This is a genomic window from Pseudomonas sp. FSL W5-0203 (genome assembly GCF_001896155.1).
Lineage (GTDB): Bacteria > Pseudomonadota > Gammaproteobacteria > Pseudomonadales > Pseudomonadaceae > Aquipseudomonas > Aquipseudomonas paracarnis.
The window spans coordinates 123,325-140,210 of record NZ_MPOR01000004.1 but is presented as its reverse complement, the minus strand read 5'-3'; the positions used below and the strand labels follow the sequence as shown (position 1 = coordinate 140,210).

The window sequence follows — 16,886 nt, the reverse complement described above, 5'->3', positions numbered from 1 at the left end:
GCTCCGCGTCCGCGGCTGAAGAGGGTGACGCAGAGCGTCACTGAAGGGATTCCCACGCAGAGCGTGGGAACGATCAGGCCTTGAACACTACATCCTGCTCCAACACCACACGCTGCTCCCCCGCATCCAGGCGCACCAAGGCGCCCATCGGCAATGTCAGGTTCGGGTCGCAATGCCCACTGCGCCAGCCTGCCAGCACTGGAATGCACAGCGGCTCAAAGGACTGCTTCAGCAGACGTGCCAACGCCCCGCTATCCACACCAGCCACATCCCCTACCAGCACACCGGCGACCTGGGCCAGCTTGCCAGCCAGGCGCAGGTGGGTCAGCAGACGGTCAATGCGATAGAGCGGTTCGTTGACGTCTTCGATAAACAGGATGATGCCGTCAGCGTCTATTTCGTATGGCGTGCCCATGACTGCGGCGATCATCGACAAGTTACCGCCCAGCAAGCGCCCACAAGCCACACCTGGCTCGATTGTGGTCAACGGGTAGGCCATCGGGTGCGGCAGCACACTGCCGGCGCCCCGCTGGCCACGCAGCAGGCTGAACAAGGAGGATTCGGTGGGTGGCTGTTTGCCGCCGAGCAGGTCGGCGTTGAGCATCGGGCCATGGAACGTCACAAAGCCCGCATAGCGGTTGATGGCCAGATGCAAGGCGGTGATATCGCTGTAGCCCACGAACGGCTTCGGGTTGGCGCGCAGCAGGTCGAAGTCTAGGGCGTCGAGCAAACGGGGCGTGCCGTAACCGCCACGCAGGCAAAGGATGGCATCGATATCGGGGTTGGCGAAGGCGGCATGCAAATCACGCACGCGCACTTCATCGCTGCCGGCCAGGTAGCCGTCGTGCTCGTACACCCCGGGGAAAATGTGCAATTGGTAGCCACGGGCACGCATCCATTGCCCGGCTTTTTCAACATCCAGCGCGGCGGGGCCGGCGGGGGCGATCAGGCCGAGGGTGCCTTCGGGGCGCAGTGCAGGTACGGCGGCGGTCATCCATGGTTCTCCCTATATGACGCAGAACGAAATGTGGGAGCTGGCTTGCCTGCGATGCAAGCGCCTCGGTGTATCAGTGACACCGAGGTGATGCTATCGCAGGCAAGCCAGCTCCCACACAAGCCCGCATTTCACATTGATTCTGGAGCGGCTTACGAAACCAGGCTCGCCTTGACCAGCTTGGCCTGCTCGTCGGCGTGGTACGAAGACCGCACCAACGGGCCCGAGGCCACGTTCTTGAAGCCCATCTTGTAGCCTTCCTCGGCGAACCAGGCGAAGGTGTCAGGGTGCACGAAGCGCTGCACCGGCAAGTGGCTGCGGGACGGTTGCAGGTACTGGCCCAGGGTCAGCATGTCGATGTCGTGTTCGCGCATGCGCTTCATGACTTCGATGACTTCTTCGTCGGTTTCACCCAGGCCCAGCATCAAGCCGGACTTGGTCGGGATGTGCGGCATCATCTGCTTGAATTTCTGCAGCAGGGTCAGCGACCACTGGTAGTCCGAACCCGGGCGTGCAGCCTTGTACAGGCGCGGCACGGTTTCCAGGTTGTGGTTGAACACATCCGGCGGCTCGGCAGCGGTGATGTCCAGGGCGACGTCCATCCGGCCACGGTAGTCCGGCACCAGGGTTTCGAGCATCACGTTCGGCGACAGCTTGCGGATCTCGCGGATGCAGTCGGCAAAATGCTGGGCACCACCGTCACGCAGGTCGTCGCGGTCTACCGAGGTGATCACCACATACTTGAGCTTCAGGTCGGCGATGGCGATGGCCAGGCTTTCTGGCTCGTTGACGTCCAACGGCTTCGGACGGCCGTGGCCGACGTCGCAGAACGGGCAACGACGGGTGCAGATGTCACCCATGATCATGAACGTGGCGGTGCCGCCAGAGAAGCACTCGCCCAGGTTCGGGCAGGAGGCTTCTTCGCATACGCTGTGCAACTTGTGTTTGCGCAGCAGCGACTTGATACGGTCGACTTCCGGCGAAACCGGGATGCGCACGCGAATCCAGTCAGGTTTCTTCGGCAGTTCGGTGGTCGGGATGATCTTGACCGGGATGCGTGCAACCTTCTCGGCGCCGCGCAGCTTGACGCCGGCTTCCACCTTGGCACGCGGGGCCGGGGCTGGACGCTCAGTGATGTCCAGCGTCGGGATCATGGTTTGCACAACATCAGTAGTCATATCAATCGATTCCGCCCGTCAGGGTCGTCTGCTCTGCATAGTCGAGGTGTTTGACGAGCTGCGCGCGCAGCCGGGCACTTACCTCGGCAAATTCTATGGATGTTGCATGCTCACTCAACTGGGTCATCGCAAGCCCGGCGTAACCGCACGGGTTGATCCGTCGGAACGGCGCCAGGTCCATGTCCACATTCAAGGCCAGGCCATGAAAGGAACAACCGTGGCGAATGCGCAGCCCCAGGGAGGCGATTTTCGCGCCATCCACGTATACACCCGGTGCATCGGGCTTGGCCACGGCGGTCACGCCGTAACTGGCCAATAGCTCGATCAGGCACGTTTCCATGCGGCTGACCAGGTCGCGCACGCCAAACCCCAGCTTGCGCACGTCCAGTAGCAGGTAAGCCACCAGTTGACCGGGCCCATGGTAAGTCACTTGCCCCCCTCGGTCGACCTGCACCACCGGAATATCACCCGGAAGCAGCAAGTGCTCGGCCTTGCCGGCCTGACCCTGGGTGAAGACCGGCGGGTGTTCCACCAGCCAGATTTCATCCGGGGCCGAGGTGCCGCGCTCATTGGTAAAGCGCTGCATGGCATGCCAGACCGGCTCGTATGCCATCCGGCCGAGCTCGCGAAAGCCCAGGACTTGCGACATCACAGCACCATATGCACGAAGCCGGTGGCTCGCAGTTCGCTGTTGATGTTGTAGAGCTGGTCTTGATCGGTCGCAACGATGTGCAACTGGATCGTGGTGTACTTGCCGGTGGAGCTTTGGCGCTCGTCCACGCGGTTGTCGTTGATCGTCGCGTGCTTGCGCACGATTTCGAGAATCTTGTCCTTGCGGCCGACACCGGTATCGCTGATCACCTTGACGGGATAATCCGTCACAGGAAATTCGATCTTTGGCGCCTTTACTTCTACGTCTTTATCGGTCATGGCAGAACAGCCTCGTAAGCGCTAAGCCGTGGCGACGGGCAAAGCCCCGCGTTGGATCAACGCGGGGCTTTGCAGGTGCACACAATCAGTTGAACAAGCCGTAGAAGAATAGACGGATGCTATCCCATACGCGGCGGAAGATACCACCTTCCTCGACAGCGTCCAGCGCGATCAGGTCGGCGCTGTGCACCACCTTGTCGTCCAGCTTCACTTCGACCTTACCGATCACATCACCCTTGGCGATTGGCGCAACCAATTGCGGGTTCAGGGTCATGCTGGCGGCGAGCTTTTTCAGCTGGCCTTTAGGCATGGTCAGGGTCAGGTCGTCGGCCAGGCCGGCCTTGACTTGCGAAGTCGAGCCCTTCCACACCGGCGCGGTCGCCAGTTCAGCACCCTTCTGGTAGAAGGTCTGGGTTTCGAAGAAGCGGAAGCCGTAAGTCAGCAGTTTTTGCGTCTCGGCCGCACGGGCCTGCTCGCTGTTGGTGCCGAATACTACGGCGATCAGGCGCTGGCCATCACGTACGGCGGACGACACCATGCAGTAGCCGGCTTCGTCGGTGTGGCCGGTCTTCAGGCCATCGACGGTCTTGTCGCGCCACAGCAACAGGTTGCGGTTAGGCTGCTTGATGTTGTTCCAGAAGAATTCCTTCTGGGAGTAGATCGCGTAGTGCACCGGGTCAACGCGGATGATGGCGCGCGCCAGGATCGCCATGTCATGAGCCGACGAGTAGTGCTCCGGGTTCGGCAGGCCGGTCGGGTTCATGAAGTGGCTGTTGGTCATGCCCAACTCACCGGCGGTTTTGTTCATCATGTCGGCGAAGGCGTCTTCGCTGCCGGCGATGTGCTCGGCCAGGGCGACGCTGGCGTCGTTACCGGACTGGATGATGATGCCGTGCAGCAGGTCGCTCACGGTGACTTGCGAACCCACCTTGATGAACATCCGCGAACCACCGGTACGCCAGGCGTTTTCGCTGACGGTAACCGGGTCGTTTTCGCCGATCTGGCCGCGACGGATTTCCAGGGTCGCGATGTAGGCGGTCATCAGCTTGGTCAGGCTGGCAGGCGGCAGGCGTACATCACCGCCGTTTTCGACCAGCACGTTACCACTGGCGGCGTCCATGAGGACCCACGACTTGGCGGCCAGTTGCGGGGAGGCCGGCACCATTTCAACCGCCCAGGCGGCCGGGGTGATGATCAGCGAGATAAGCAGGCACGTGCGTTTGGCTAAGGTGGTGATGTTCATCCGTCTCTCGAAATTGCTTATGGAAACTTGCCCTCGCGGGCAAAACTATTCAGACAGCCCGCTTCCAGACTGTCACGTGTTCGGTTGCCCGCTCACCCCTTGCCCCTGGGTTTTTATTGTTCAACGAGCCAACAACCAGGGCTCGGGCACGCAGACGCCCCCGAGCCATCAATGCGTTACTTATTCTGCGGTGACCACGCTAGGTTGCCCAAGGTTGGCCAGGCGTACGCTGTTCTGCACTTGCGCCACTTCGCTCGGCGAGCCGATCGGGCCCATGCGCACACGGTGCAACGTTTGCTGGTTACGCACGATGGAGCTGATGAAGACTGGCGCGCTGACCATACCGCTGAGCTTGGACCTTAACAGTTCTGCCGCATCCGGGTTGGCGAAAGCGCCGACCTGCAGGTATTGCCCGCCCGCCATCGAGGCGCCCGGTGCCGCGTGAGGGACGACGACGGTATCCGGAGCATGTTGCGCCGGCGGCGGCGTCCACTGCTCGATCTTGCCGGTCGAGGCCGTCACTTGCGGTTGCGGGGTAGCCGGTTCGTTGAGCATCAACGGCGCCGGCTTGCCGCGCTGGGCCCAGTACTGCGCCGGGTCGATGCCTTCGACTTTCACCCGGGCGGTGCCGGTTTCGGCGTAGCCAAGCTTCTTGGCGGCGGCGTAGGACAGGTCGATGATCCGGTCCGAATAGAACGGCCCGCGGTCATTGACCCGCAGGATCACCGTGCGGTTGTTGTCCAGGTTGGTGACGCGAACATAGCTGGGCAGCGGCAGGGTCTTGTGGGCCGCGCTCATGCCATACAGGTCATACACTTCGCCGTTGGCGGTGTTCTGGCCATGGAACTTGGTGCCGTACCAGGACGCGGTGCCCGACTGCACGTAAGTCTTGGATTCCTGCAGCGGGAAGTAATTCTTGCCCAGCACGGTATAGGGGTTGGCCTTGTACGGGCCGGTGTGCAGGGTCGGCGTGGCGTCCGGGATTTTCGACACATCCACATCCCACCACGGCGCGCCGTCTTTGTGCGCGCGGTTGATGTCCAGGCCCGGCTGGGCGCGCACGACCGCGCCGCCGGCCTTCTTGGCCGGCGCACGGTTAGGCGTGGTGGAGCAACTGGCTACCAACAAGGACAACGCGGCGAACGCCACCAGCTTGAGCGGTTTTTTGAACGGCGATACCCGCATTACTTGTTGCCCCGTGCTTGAACCAGCTCATCTGACAGCTGATGCACGGCCATGGCGTACATCACACTGCGGTTATAACGCGTGATTGCGTAGAAATTCTTCAGGCCCATCCAGTATTCAGGGCCATTTGCGCCTTCCAGGCGGAATGCCGTCACCGGCATGTCGTCGCGTGGCGCATTCTGACTCGACCAGCCCAGCGCTCGCAACTCCCCGACGGTCTTGACCGGTTCGATACCTTGGGTCAGGCCCTCGTCGGCGCGCTCGCCCGCGACATCGGCGCGGATAATCACCGGCTCGCCGCCCACCCAGCCGTGGCGCTTGAAGTAGCTGGCCACGCTGCCGATGGCATCGTCGGGGTTGCTCCAGATATTGATGTGCCCGTCACCGTCGAAATCCACCGCGTAGGCCCGAAAGCTGCTCGGCATGAACTGCGGCAAGCCCATCGCCCCGGCGTAGGAGCCCTTGAGGCTCAGCGGGTCGACCTGCTCTTCGCGGGCCAGCAACAGGAATTCGCGCAGTTCCTTGCGGAAGAATTCGGCACGGGGCGGGTAATCGAAGCCCAGGGTCGACAAGGCGTCGATCACCCGGTAGCTGCCGGTATTGCGCCCGTAAAAGGTTTCGATGCCGATGATCGAGACGATCACCTGCGCCGGCACGCCGTATTCTTGCTCGGCGCGGGCCAGTACCGCCTCGTGCTGGCGCCAGAAATCCACGCCGCGGGCGATGCGTGCATCAGTGAGGAACATCGGGCGATAGTCCTTCCACTGCTTGACGCGTTCGGCGGGCCGGGAAATGGCGTCGAGGATCGCCTGCTTTTTCTGGGCTTCGCGGAACACGCCCATCAGTTGCTCACCGGCAAAACCGTAGTCGCGGGTCAGCTCACCGACAAATTCGGCAACCTGGGGAGAGCCATCGTAGTCACCGGCCTGCGCCTCTTGCGTTGCCCCCAGCAGCCCGATCAGGCCCATCCAGGTCGCATGCCGAGTCGCCCAGCCGCGCATTACTTGCATTGACATCTTCACCTTATTCAAACCTGTGCGATCCACTTGCGATGCGTATGAATCGACATCAAAACCCCAAACGCTGACAGCAATGTCACCAGCGAAGTTCCGCCGTAGCTAATGAATGGCAACGGCACCCCAACCACCGGCAGCAGGCCACTGACCATACCGATGTTGACGAAAACGTAAACAAAAAAAGTCATGGTCAGGCTGCCGGCGAGCAATTTGCCGAACAGCGTCTGCGCCTGGGCCGTGATCACCAGGCCGCGACCAATCAACAGCAGATAGATCAGCAACAATGCGCAAATGCCCACTAGGCCGAACTCTTCGCCCATCACCGCGATGATGAAGTCGGTATGGCTCTCGGGCAAGAAGTCCAGGTGAGACTGGGTGCCCAGCAACCACCCCTTGCCAAATACCCCGCCGGAACCGATGGCCGCCTTGGATTGGATGATGTTCCAGCCGGTGCCCAGCGGGTCGCTCTCCGGGTCGAGGAACGTCAGGATCCGTTGCTTCTGGTAGTCGTGCATAAAGAAGAACCACATGGCCACCGCCACGGGCACGGCGGCGGCCAGCACGCTGAGGATCCAGCGCCAGCGCAATCCGCCCATGAACAGTACGAACGCGCCACCGGCGAGGATCAGCAACGAGGTGCCAAGGTCCGGCTGGCGCACGATCAGCACAAAGGGCACGCCAATCAGGATCAGGCTGATCGCCACGTGCTTGAGCTGCGGCGGCAAGGTGCGCTTGGACAGGTACCAGGCAATAGTGGCCGGCATCAGGATCTTCATGAATTCCGACGGCTGGAAGCGAATCACCCCCGGGATGTTGATCCAGCGTGTGGCCCCCATGGCGTTGTGGCCCATGACGTCCACCACCACCAGCAGCAACACGCCGGCGACATAGCCCAAGGGCACCCAGCGTGCCATGAAGCGCGGCTCCAACTGGGCGATCACCACCATCGACAGCAGGCCCAGGCCAAACGAGGACGCCTGCTTGATCAGCAAGTCCCAGTTCTTGCCGCTGGCCGAATACAGTACAAAAAGGCTGCCGGCCGCCAGGGTCAGCAGCAGGATCAGCAAGGGGCCATCAATGTGCATGCGTTGCAGCAACGTCGCACGGCGACGCATCACATCTTCGCTGGAGAGGATGCGGTCAAAATTACTCTTCACGGGCCGTAACCTCGGGGCTTGAAGGGGGGCCGCCATACTCGGGCTTGAGCCGGCCATCGTCGGCCAGCAGCCAGGCGTCCATCACCTGGCGTACCACTGGGGCCGCGACGCCGGAGCCGGACTCGCCGTTCTCGACCATCACTGCCACCACGATTTTCGGGTCTTCCGCCGGCGCAAAGCCGACAAACAAGGCGTGGTCGCGGTGGCGCTCCTGCACCTTGGAGCGGTCATACTTTTCGCCCTGCTTGATTGCGACCACCTGGGCCGTACCACTCTTGCCGGCAATGCGGTACTGCGCGCCGACCGCCGCCTTGCGCGCGGTGCCGCGAGCGCCGTGCATCACCTGCTGCATGCCGTGGTTGACCTTGGTCCAGTCGGACGGGTCACGCAGCACGATGTCCGGAATCGGGTTGTCGTCCACCGGCTTTTCGCCTTCGATGGTCCTGGCCAGATGCGGTCGGTTCCACACGCCTTTGTTCGCCACCAGCGCCGTGGCCTGGGCCAGTTGCAGCGGAGTGGCTTGCATATAGCCCTGGCCGATACCCAGGATCAGGGTTTCGCCAGGGAACCACGCCTGGCGGCGGGTCGCACGCTTCCACTCCCGCGATGGCATCAGGCCAGGGGATTCTTCGAACATGTCCAAGGAGACTTTCTGACCGAGGCCGAACTTGCCCATGTAGGCAGATAGCCGATCAATCCCCAGCTTGTGGGCCAGGTCGTAAAAATAGGTGTCGTTGGAGCGCATAATCGCGGTGTCCAAATCGACATAGCCGTCACCGGAGCGGTTCCAGTTACGATACTTGTGGTCGTAGTTGGGCAGCATGTAGTAGCCAGGGTCGTACACCCGGCTTGAGGCCGTGACCACGCCAGCATCCAGGCCGGCAATCGCCACCGCCGGCTTGATGGTCGAGCCCGGTGGGTACAGGCCGCGCAACACACGGTTGAACAGTGGCCGGTCGATGGAGTCACGCAGCTCGGCGTAGGCCTTGAAGCTGATGCCAGTCACAAACGGGTTGGGGTCGAAGCTGGGCTGGCTGACCATCGCCAGCACTTCGCCAGTCTTCGGGTCCAGCGCCACTACGGCACCTCGCCGACCGCCCAAGGCCATCTCGGCAGCTTCCTGCAACTTGATGTCCAGGCTCAGGACAATGTCCTTGCCCGGTACCGGATCGGTGCGCTTGAGCACGCGCAATACGCGGCCACGCGCATTGGTCTCGACTTCCTCGTTACCTACCTGGCCATGCAACTCGGCCTCGTAGAAACGCTCGATGCCGGTTTTGCCGATATGGTGGGTGCCGCTGTAGTTGATCGGGTCGAGGGTTTTCAGCTCTTTCTCGTTGATCCGCCCCATGTAGCCAACGGAGTGGGCAAAGTGCGGCCCTTGCGGGTAATGCCGCACCAACTGCGCCACCACTTCCACACCCGGCAGGCGGAACTGGTTCACCGCAATCCGGGCGATCTGCTCTTCGGTCAGCTCGAACAGAATAGGCACCGGCTCGAACGGCCGGCGCCCCTGCCGCATGCGCTTCTCGAAGACGGCCCGGTCTTCCGGCGTCAGTTGCAGCACCTCGACGATGACATCGAGCACCTGCTTCCAGTCGCCGGAACGCTCACGGGTCATGCTCAGGCTGAAGCTGGGCCGGTTATCGGCAACCACCACGCCATTGCGGTCGAAAATCAGCCCACGGGTAGGGGGAATCGGCTGCACATGCACCCGGTTGTTTTCCGACAGCGTGGAGTGATAGTCGTACTGGATCACCTGGAGGAAATACAGCCGCGCAATCAGCACGCACATCAGCACCACCACCAAGACAGCACCGAACACCACCCGCGCGCGTACCAGACGTGCGTCTTTCTCGTGGTCCTTGATGCGGATCGGTTGGGTCATCGGGGGCGGCGCAGGCTATTTGTGGTAAGGGTGCCCGGACAGAACTGTCCAGGCGCGATACAGCTGTTCACCGATCAGAATCCTTACCAACGGGTGCGGCAACGTCAGCGCCGACAGCGACCAGCGCTGATCGGCCCGCGCACAGACTTCTGGCGCCAGCCCTTCCGGGCCGCCGACCATGAAATTGACCGTGCGCGAATCCAGGCGCCAGCGATCCAGCTCCACCGCCAGTTGCTCGGTGCTCCAGGGCTTGCCGTGCACTTCAAGGGTGACGATGCGCTCATTGGGGCCGACCTTGGCCAGCATGGCTTCGCCTTCCTGACGGATAAAGCGCGCCACGTCGGCGTTCTTGCCCCGGGTATTGAGCGGTATTTCCACCAGCTCAAGCGACAGCTCAGCGGGCAGACGCTTGGCATATTCGTGCCAGCCTTCTTCCACCCACTTGGGCATGCGTGAACCGACAGCGATCAGACGCAGGCGCACAGCCGTTCCTTATTCCTGGTCTTTGTTGAGCTTGTCGAAGTGCGCGTGGCCCACTTCCGGGCTGTGGTGCTTGCCATCGGCAGCACGGCTCTGCTCGGCGCCTTTCCACAGACGCTCCAGGTCGTAGAACTGGCGAGCGTTGGAGGTCATCATGTGAACGATCACATCGTCCATGTCCAGCAGCACCCAGTCGCTGTCGCCCTTGCCTTCTTCACCCAGTGGCTTGACGCCCTGGGCTTTGACGGCTTCGCGAACCTTGTCCAGCATCGCGCCGATCTGGCGGTTGGAGGTACCGGTGGCGATGATCATGAAGTCGGTGATGCTCTGCTTGTCGCGCACGTCCAGCACCTGGATGTCCTGGGCTTTAACGTCTTCCAGGGCAGCCACGGCGACTTTCACCAGCTCTTCGCCAGCCAGTTCCGGGCCAACATGGGCTTCAACCGGCAGCGGCGCGCTTTTGAAGGTGCCTTTGCGCTTAACTTTGCTTACGTCTTTGTTCGTCATATAAAACTCGTTTTGCTCGTATGTTCGGGCGCTTGCTGCACGGTTCGTGCGTTCAAGCGCGCCTTTTCAGTTCGACGCACGGTAAAGCCCGTGCGCATCGATGTAGGCCAAGACCGCGTCAGGCACCAGGAAACGTACCGACTTCCCGCTGGCCAGCAGTTGACGGATCTGGGTGGCGGACACCGCAAGCGGGGTCTGCCAGACGAATGCAATATTCCCGTTCGGCCCGGTCAGGGCCAAGGGGTCACTTACCGACCGCGCGGCCAGCAGGTTGCGCAAGGCATCCGGCGGTTCGCTGTCGGCATCCGGGCGTTGCAAAACCAGGATGTGGCAATGCTGGAGGAGTTCCTCCCAGCGGTGCCAAGAGGGCAGGCCGCAAAATGCGTCCCAGCCCAAAAGCAGAAACAGTGGGTCATCTGCGGCCAATTCGGCGCGCATCAGCTCCAGGGTGTCGATAGTGTAGGACGGTTTATCGCGCTTGAGTTCGCGATCGTCCACCACCAGCGGCGATATACCTTCTACGGCAACACGCACCATTTCCAGGCGTTGTTCTGCGGCCACCTGCGGCGTGTCGCGATGGGGCGGCCGAAAATTGGGCAGCAGGCGCAGCTCATCCAGCGCAAGGGCATCCGCAACTTCCAGGGCACTGCGCAAATGGCCGATGTGCACGGGGTCGAAAGTACCGCCGAGCAGCCCGATGCGTTTAGTCATCAAGTGCGCACATGACCGTCGCCAAACACCACGTACTTCTCGCTGGTCAGCCCTTCGAGGCCCACCGGGCCGCGTGCGTGGAGCTTGTCGGTGGAAATACCGATCTCCGCCCCCAGGCCGTACTCGAAGCCGTCGGCAAAACGCGTCGAGGCGTTGACCATCACCGAAGCGGAATCCACTTCGTTGAGGAAACGCCGGGCATCGCTGAAATGCTCGGAAACGATGGCGTCGGTGTGCTTGGAGCCATAGGTATTGATGTGTTCGATGGCCTGATCCAGGTCGTCGACGATGCGGATCGACAGGATCGGGGCCGTGTACTCGGTGTACCAGTCCTGCTCGGTCGCCTCGATGACGTCCACGCCCAGCAGCGCACGGGTGCGCTCGCAACCGCGCAGTTCTACCGACTTGTCACGGTAGATGGCGGCCAGCGGCGGCAGCACGCGCTCGGCAATGCCGACGTGCACCAGCAGGGTTTCCATAGTGTTGCACGGCGCGTAGCGGTGAGTCTTGGCGTTGTCGGCAATGCGGATCGCCTTGTCGAGGTCGGCGGCGATGTCGATGAACACATGGCAGACGCCGTCCAGGTGCTTGATAACTGGCACCTTGGCATCGCGGCTGACGCGCTCGATCAGGCTCTTGCCACCACGAGGCACAATCACGTCGACGAATTCCGGCATGGTAATCAGCGCGCCCACGGCGGCACGGTCGGTGGTTTCCACCACTTGCACCACTTCGGCTGGCAACTCGGCCACGGCCAGGCCCTGCTGGATGCAGGCGGCGATGGCGCGGTTGGAGTTGATCGCCTCGGAACCGCCACGCAGGATGGTAGCGTTGCCTGACTTGAGGCACAGGCTCGCGGCGTCGATGGTCACGTTCGGGCGCGACTCATAGATAATGCCGATCACGCCCAGGGGCACGCGCATCTTGCCCACCTGGATGCCGGACGGCAGGTAACGCATGTCGCGAATTTCACCGATGGGGTCAGGCAGCTTGGCCACCTGACGCAGGCCTTCGATCATGTCGTCAATACGTGCCGGGGTCAGCGCCAGGCGGTCCAAAAGGGCTGGCTCCAGGCCATTGGCGCGCCCATTGGCCAGGTCCAGTTCGTTGGCGGCGGTCAGCTCGGAGCGCGAAGCATCCAGAGCATCCGCAGCCGCCAGCAGCGCACGGTTCTTCTGCGCGGTGCTCGCACGGGCGATCAACCGCGAGGCCTGCCGGGCAGCGCGACCCAGGCGGGTCATGTAGTCAAGAACGGACTCAGTCATGGTCAGGGAGTCTTGGCAAAGAGGAAAGCGGCAGATTATAGCTGTGACGCCGCCCGACTGACAGCGGTGAGGGGCGGATGGTCGAAATGAACTGTAAAAACCCCAGGTTCAGGCGTAATTAAGCTGAGAGTTGTTATGATTCGGTCACATTTAGCCGTATCAACCCTTGACCGCCATGCCCGATTTTTCGCCCCAACTTCCCGCCAGCCCCCTGCCCGATAGCTTCTTCGACCGCGATGCCCAACTGCTTGCGCGCGAATTACTCGGAAAAGTCATTCGTCATCGTGTGGGCGATCTCTGGCTTTCGGCGCGAATTATTGAAACCGAAGCCTATTACGTGGCCGAAAAAGGCAGCCACGCCTCACTCGGCTACACAGAAAAGCGTAAGGCTTTGTTTCTGGATGGTGGCCATATCTACATGTACTACGCCCGTGGCGGTGATTCGTTGAACTTCAGCGCTCACGGCCCGGGCAATGCCGTGCTGATCAAATCGGCCTATCCCTGGGTCGACGACATTTCCGGCGCGGCGAGCCTGGCGCAGATGCTGTTGAACAACCCCAACCCCGATGGCAGCCCACGCCCCTCGCAGAAACTCTGTGCGGGCCAGACGCTGCTGTGCAAGGCCCTGGGCCTGAAAGTGCCGATGTGGGACGCCAAGCGCTTCGATCAGGAACTGCTGTATGTCGAAGACGTGGGCCAGGTGCCCACGCAGATTATCCAGACCACGCGCCTGGGCATCCCCAGCGGGCGCGATGAGCACTTGATGTACCGCTTCGTCGATGCTGGCTATGCGCCTTATTGCACGCGGAACCCGATGCGTCGGGGGCAGGTCGAAGGCCGGGATTATTTTTTGATTTAACGCGCGACACATCCCATGTGGGAGCTGGCTTGCCTGCGATAGCAGTGGGCCAGGCAACTTCAATGCTGGCCATGCCGCAGCCATCGCAGGCAAGCCAGCTCCCACAGTTGAATTTCACCGCCTCAAATTCTGTTTTGTATGCATGGAGTGGATTGTATGGGCCAATGGCTCGATAGCATCACCGGCTGGTTGACCCTCAACCCACAATGGCTGGCAGCCGCGGTGTTTATCGTCGCGTGTGTGGAGTGCCTGGCGATTGCCGGGTTGATCGTGCCGGGCACGGTATTGCTGTTTGCAATCGCCGCGTTGGCTGGCAGCGGTGCGCTGCCTTTGAGTGAAACCCTACTGCTGGGCTTCCTCGGCGGTTTATTGGGCGACGGCGTTTCCTATTACCTGGGCCGCCACTTCCATCAGAACATCCGGCGCCTGCCCGGCCTGCGCCAGCATCCTGAATGGATGAACGGTGCAGAAACCTACTTCCACAAGTACGGAATCGCCAGCCTGTTGGTCGGGCGTTTCATCGGCCCATTGCGTCCCATGCTGCCCATGGTCGCCGGCATGTGCGACATGCCCTTCCCGCGCTTTGCCGCTGTGAGCATCATTGCCGCAGCGGGTTGGACCGTGGCCTATCTGCTGCCGGGCTGGGCTGCCGGCGCCGCGTTCCGCCTGCCGTTGCCGGAAGGCTTCTGGCCGGAAGCGGCGATTATCGCGGCGTGCCTGGCGGTGCTGCTGGGGCTGAGTTTGAACAGCAGTTGGCGCGGGCATCGGCGCGCCACCTTGTGGATCGGTTGCGCCAGCCTGGTGTTGTTAATCGCGTTGTTTATCGGCTATCCCCACCTCAATGACTTCGACCAGGGCCTGAGCGCCCTGGTGCAAGAGCATCGCAGCCCGTGGCTGGACGAAGTGATGGTACGGGTCACCCAACTGGGTGAGTTCAAGAAGATGTTCTTCGCCAGCGCGGTGTTCACTGGCCTGTTGCTGTTGGCACGGCAGTGGCGCCACGCGGTGTTTGTCGGCGCCACCCTCGCTGGCGCGGCAGTGATCAACACCGGCACCAAGCTGTTTTTCGCCCGGGGCCGCCCGGAAATCCTCACCGACCCGCTGACCAGCTTCAGCATGCCCAGCGGCCATGCCTCCGGTGCCTTTGCCTTCTTCCTGGCGCTCGCGGTATTGGCCGGTCGCGGTCAACCCACGCGGCTGCGCCTGACCTGGATGCTGCTGGGCTGCATTCCGGCGGCGTTCATTGCCTTGTCACGGGTGTACCTGGGCGCCCACTGGCCGACGGACATCCTGGCCGGCACCTTGCTGGCGATGACCGTGTGTGCGTTCAGCCTGACGGCCATCCAGTACCGCAGCCCATTGCCAGCCATGTCGCAAAAAGCCTGGTGGCTGCTGCTGCCCGCCGTGGTGGCCGTGCTCGGTTTTATCGCCTTTACCGGCACGCCCCACGCCCTGCTCAGGTACGCCTACTGACCCTTGGCCGGGCCGATCCAGTCCACGGAGGCGCTGCGCCGTTCAACGCAACGTTCGCGGCGCTCCAGTAACATCTCATCAGCCACTTCGGCGGCGCGCTCGGCAATGTACTCCGCGCCCCGCGTGGCTTGCTGCTGGAGTAATTGCGTGGTCACGCTGACAAAATAAGCGTCCCACGCCACTTGTTCCGAGGGTGTCAGCCGAATCATGGTTCTCTCCGATCATTGTTGTGTGATCGGAAAATAGTGCAGGCGACACCGTGGAGACGACCGAGCAAAGTCTGAAAGCGCTGTCAGGCAAATCCGAACCTCAGGTGAACAGCTCGCCCTGCAGTTCATCGAGCAACATCTGGATCGCATCCAGCCGTTGCTGTGGGTCGTCCAGTTGCAGCAAGTCGATCTTGTCGGCTTCGGTAAACGGCAACAGATAGGCCAATTGATTGCCCAGGGCTTGCTGGCCTTCGGCGTGGCCGCCCATGTCCAGCGAGGCCACCATCGGGTGCTCGGCCAGGGCCTCAAGCAACGCCAGCAAGTCGGCGTCCTCTTCGCCCAGCGGCGGGTCCGGCAACTCTTGCAACCATTGCACTTGGGCCACCAGCAATTGGTCTTTCTGCACGTCGGCCTCACGCACGCGGAATCGACGGCCACCTTCGACGCGAATGCCCAGCAGGCCGTTATCCTGCTGCTTGAAGTCACGAATCAGCGCTTCACAACCGACAAGCGCATAGCCGTCAGGGGCCGCGCCCACCTCTGAGCCATCCAGGATGCACACCACACCAAAGCCTTCGCCCTTTTTCATGCAACGGCCGATCATGTCCAGGTAGCGCGCCTCAAATATCTGCAAGTCGAGGATGCAGCCCGGGAACAGCACTGTGTTGAGGGGGAATAGCGCCAGACTCATAACGGTTTCCTTAAACCTGGGTTAAACAATGACCGACACCGCCAACGGTAGGAACACCGCCGTGGCCACGCCCATCAAACTCATGGCCAGCGCCGCGAAGGCGCCGCATTCTTCGCTTTCCTGCAGGGCCACCGAAGTGCCGACGGCGTGGGCGGTCATGCCCAAAGCCATGCCGCGCGCTTCGGGGCTGCGCACTCCCAGCCGTGACAAGAGCGCTGGGCCGATCATCGCGCCGACCACCCCAGTGATCAACACGAACACCGCCGCCAAGGCCGCTACGCCGCCGATCTGCTCGGCCACCAGCATGGCAATCGGCGAGGTCACCGACTTGGGCGCCATGGTCATCAGCACCCGGTGCTCAGCCCCGAACCACCACCCCAACGCCACACAAAGACCAGTGGCCAATACCCCGCCTACCACCAGCGTAGTAAAAATCGGCCAGAACAATTGGCGAATCCGTCGCAGGTTCAGATAAAGCGGCACCGCCAGGGCCACGGTCGCAGGCCCCAGCAGGATGCCCATGATCTCGGTGCTCTCGCGGTATTCGGCGTAGCTCAGCCCGCAGGTGAGCAGCACGCCGATCACCAGCAACATCGACACCAGCACCGGCTGCAGGAAGATCCAGCGGGTTTTCTCGAACCCCGCCAGCACCAGCTGATAGGCGCCCAGGGTGATACCGATACCGAACAACGGGTGATGAATGACCGCCGTCCAGGCGCCCTGCCAGTCGAGGATCATTGGTCCTTCTCCTTGCGCTTGACCATCTGCTGCATCAGCACGCCGACAAAGCCCATGGCAACCACCAGCGACAGCACCAACGCCCCGACGATGGCCCAAAAATCCGCCACAATGTCCTTGGCGTACACCATTACCCCCACGGCCGGCGGCACCAGCAGCAGCGGCAGGTAACGCAACAGGCTGCCGGCCGCCAGGCTCAGGGGCTCGCCGACTTCACCGCGCCAGACCAGAAAGCCCAGCATCAGCAACAAGCCGATGATTGGCCCAGGCAGCACCGGCACCAGCAAATGATTGATCGCGGTGCCGATCAGTTGAAACAGCACCAGCCAGGTCAGGCCACGTAACAGCATCCCGCTCTCTCC

The 16,886-nt window shown here is 62.0% G+C and carries 19 protein-coding genes; 2 read left to right on the top strand and 17 right to left on the bottom strand.

Features of this window, described 5'->3' with window-relative positions; all coding sequences use genetic code 11:
- Window positions 1-73: 73 nt before the first annotated feature.
- The 13 genes from BOP96_RS06055 to BOP96_RS05995 form a co-directional block, all read right to left on the bottom strand.
- Window positions 74-994 carry a S66 peptidase family protein gene (locus tag BOP96_RS06055; protein WP_073452084.1) on the bottom strand — a complete coding sequence of 307 codons (921 nt, stop codon included), beginning with the start codon at window positions 992-994 and terminating at the stop codon, window positions 74-76.
- A gap of 152 nt (window positions 995-1,146) precedes the next feature.
- Complete coding sequence (lipA, locus tag BOP96_RS06050; protein ID WP_161793230.1) at window positions 1,147-2,148, bottom strand: lipoyl synthase; 1,002 nt, start codon at window positions 2,146-2,148, stop codon at window positions 1,147-1,149.
- A 25-nt stretch (window positions 2,149-2,173) separates the two neighbouring features.
- The gene (gene lipB, locus BOP96_RS06045) at window positions 2,174-2,821 is read right to left on the bottom strand and encodes a lipoyl(octanoyl) transferase LipB (protein ID WP_014720082.1); all 648 of its coding nucleotides are present in this window, start codon (window positions 2,819-2,821) and stop codon (window positions 2,174-2,176) included.
- Window positions 2,821-3,102, bottom strand: a complete 282-nt coding sequence (locus BOP96_RS06040; protein WP_005791752.1) for a DUF493 domain-containing protein — start codon at window positions 3,100-3,102, stop codon at window positions 2,821-2,823. The genes lipB and BOP96_RS06040 overlap by 1 nt, the downstream gene beginning before the upstream one ends.
- 85 nt (window positions 3,103-3,187) lie before the next feature.
- Window positions 3,188-4,345 (bottom strand): D-alanyl-D-alanine carboxypeptidase family protein, encoded by a 1,158-nt coding sequence (locus BOP96_RS06035; RefSeq protein WP_014720083.1) that lies wholly within the window; start codon window positions 4,343-4,345, stop codon window positions 3,188-3,190.
- A gap of 180 nt (window positions 4,346-4,525) precedes the next feature.
- Complete coding sequence (locus tag BOP96_RS06030) at window positions 4,526-5,530, bottom strand: septal ring lytic transglycosylase RlpA family protein (protein ID WP_014720084.1); 1,005 nt, start codon at window positions 5,528-5,530, stop codon at window positions 4,526-4,528.
- Window positions 5,530-6,540, bottom strand: a complete 1,011-nt coding sequence (gene mltB / locus BOP96_RS06025; protein ID WP_073452082.1) for a lytic murein transglycosylase B — start codon at window positions 6,538-6,540, stop codon at window positions 5,530-5,532. Before mltB ends, BOP96_RS06030 begins: the two co-directional genes overlap by 1 nt.
- A 17-nt stretch (window positions 6,541-6,557) precedes the next feature.
- On the bottom strand, window positions 6,558-7,661 hold the full coding sequence (rodA, locus tag BOP96_RS06020; RefSeq protein WP_044268991.1) for a rod shape-determining protein RodA: 1,104 nt from the start codon (window positions 7,659-7,661) through the stop codon (window positions 6,558-6,560).
- Window positions 7,662-7,692: 31 nt separating this feature from the next.
- A complete protein-coding gene (gene mrdA / locus BOP96_RS06015; RefSeq protein WP_014720086.1) occupies window positions 7,693-9,591 on the bottom strand; it encodes a penicillin-binding protein 2 in 1,899 nt (632 codons plus the stop codon).
- A gap of 15 nt (window positions 9,592-9,606) precedes the next feature.
- A complete protein-coding gene (gene rlmH / locus BOP96_RS06010; RefSeq protein ID WP_003176297.1) occupies window positions 9,607-10,074 on the bottom strand; it encodes a 23S rRNA (pseudouridine(1915)-N(3))-methyltransferase RlmH in 468 nt (155 codons plus the stop codon).
- A 9-nt stretch (window positions 10,075-10,083) separates the two neighbouring features.
- Window positions 10,084-10,578 (bottom strand): ribosome silencing factor, encoded by a 495-nt coding sequence (gene rsfS, locus BOP96_RS06005; protein WP_003176298.1) that lies wholly within the window; start codon window positions 10,576-10,578, stop codon window positions 10,084-10,086.
- Window positions 10,579-10,644: 66 nt separating this feature from the next.
- Entirely contained in the window at window positions 10,645-11,289 is a 645-nt protein-coding gene (gene nadD / locus BOP96_RS06000) for a nicotinate-nucleotide adenylyltransferase (RefSeq protein WP_003194480.1), read from the bottom strand.
- Entirely contained in the window at window positions 11,289-12,554 is a 1,266-nt protein-coding gene (locus BOP96_RS05995; RefSeq protein ID WP_073452079.1) for a glutamate-5-semialdehyde dehydrogenase, read from the bottom strand. The genes nadD and BOP96_RS05995 overlap by 1 nt, the downstream gene beginning before the upstream one ends.
- A 175-nt stretch (window positions 12,555-12,729) precedes the next feature.
- Here BOP96_RS05995 and BOP96_RS05990 point away from each other — a divergent pair, with 175 nt between their 5' ends.
- Both BOP96_RS05990 and BOP96_RS05985 read left to right on the top strand, forming a co-directional pair.
- Window positions 12,730-13,413 carry a DNA-3-methyladenine glycosylase gene (locus BOP96_RS05990; RefSeq protein ID WP_003194484.1) on the top strand — a complete coding sequence of 228 codons (684 nt, stop codon included), beginning with the start codon at window positions 12,730-12,732 and terminating at the stop codon, window positions 13,411-13,413.
- A 156-nt stretch (window positions 13,414-13,569) separates the two neighbouring features.
- Window positions 13,570-14,886, top strand: a complete 1,317-nt coding sequence (locus BOP96_RS05985) for a bifunctional DedA family/phosphatase PAP2 family protein (protein WP_073452076.1) — start codon at window positions 13,570-13,572, stop codon at window positions 14,884-14,886.
- Here BOP96_RS05985 and BOP96_RS05980 read toward each other — a convergent pair.
- The 4 genes from BOP96_RS05980 to BOP96_RS05965 all read right to left on the bottom strand — a co-directional run bounded on the left by BOP96_RS05980 (window position 14,880) and on the right by BOP96_RS05965 (window position 16,874).
- The gene (locus BOP96_RS05980; protein WP_019818751.1) at window positions 14,880-15,095 is read right to left on the bottom strand and encodes a hypothetical protein; all 216 of its coding nucleotides are present in this window, start codon (window positions 15,093-15,095) and stop codon (window positions 14,880-14,882) included. The two genes, BOP96_RS05985 and BOP96_RS05980, sit on opposite strands and share 7 nt — an antisense overlap.
- 100 nt (window positions 15,096-15,195) lie before the next feature.
- Window positions 15,196-15,786, bottom strand: coding sequence for an LON peptidase substrate-binding domain-containing protein (locus BOP96_RS05975; protein WP_014720091.1), 591 nt, complete (start codon window positions 15,784-15,786; stop codon window positions 15,196-15,198).
- Between the two features lie 21 nt (window positions 15,787-15,807).
- Window positions 15,808-16,524 carry an LrgB family protein gene (locus BOP96_RS05970; protein ID WP_014720092.1) on the bottom strand — a complete coding sequence of 239 codons (717 nt, stop codon included), beginning with the start codon at window positions 16,522-16,524 and terminating at the stop codon, window positions 15,808-15,810.
- The gene (locus BOP96_RS05965; RefSeq protein WP_014720093.1) at window positions 16,521-16,874 is read right to left on the bottom strand and encodes a CidA/LrgA family protein; all 354 of its coding nucleotides are present in this window, start codon (window positions 16,872-16,874) and stop codon (window positions 16,521-16,523) included. The genes BOP96_RS05970 and BOP96_RS05965 overlap by 4 nt, the downstream gene beginning before the upstream one ends.
- Window positions 16,875-16,886 lie beyond the last annotated feature (12 nt).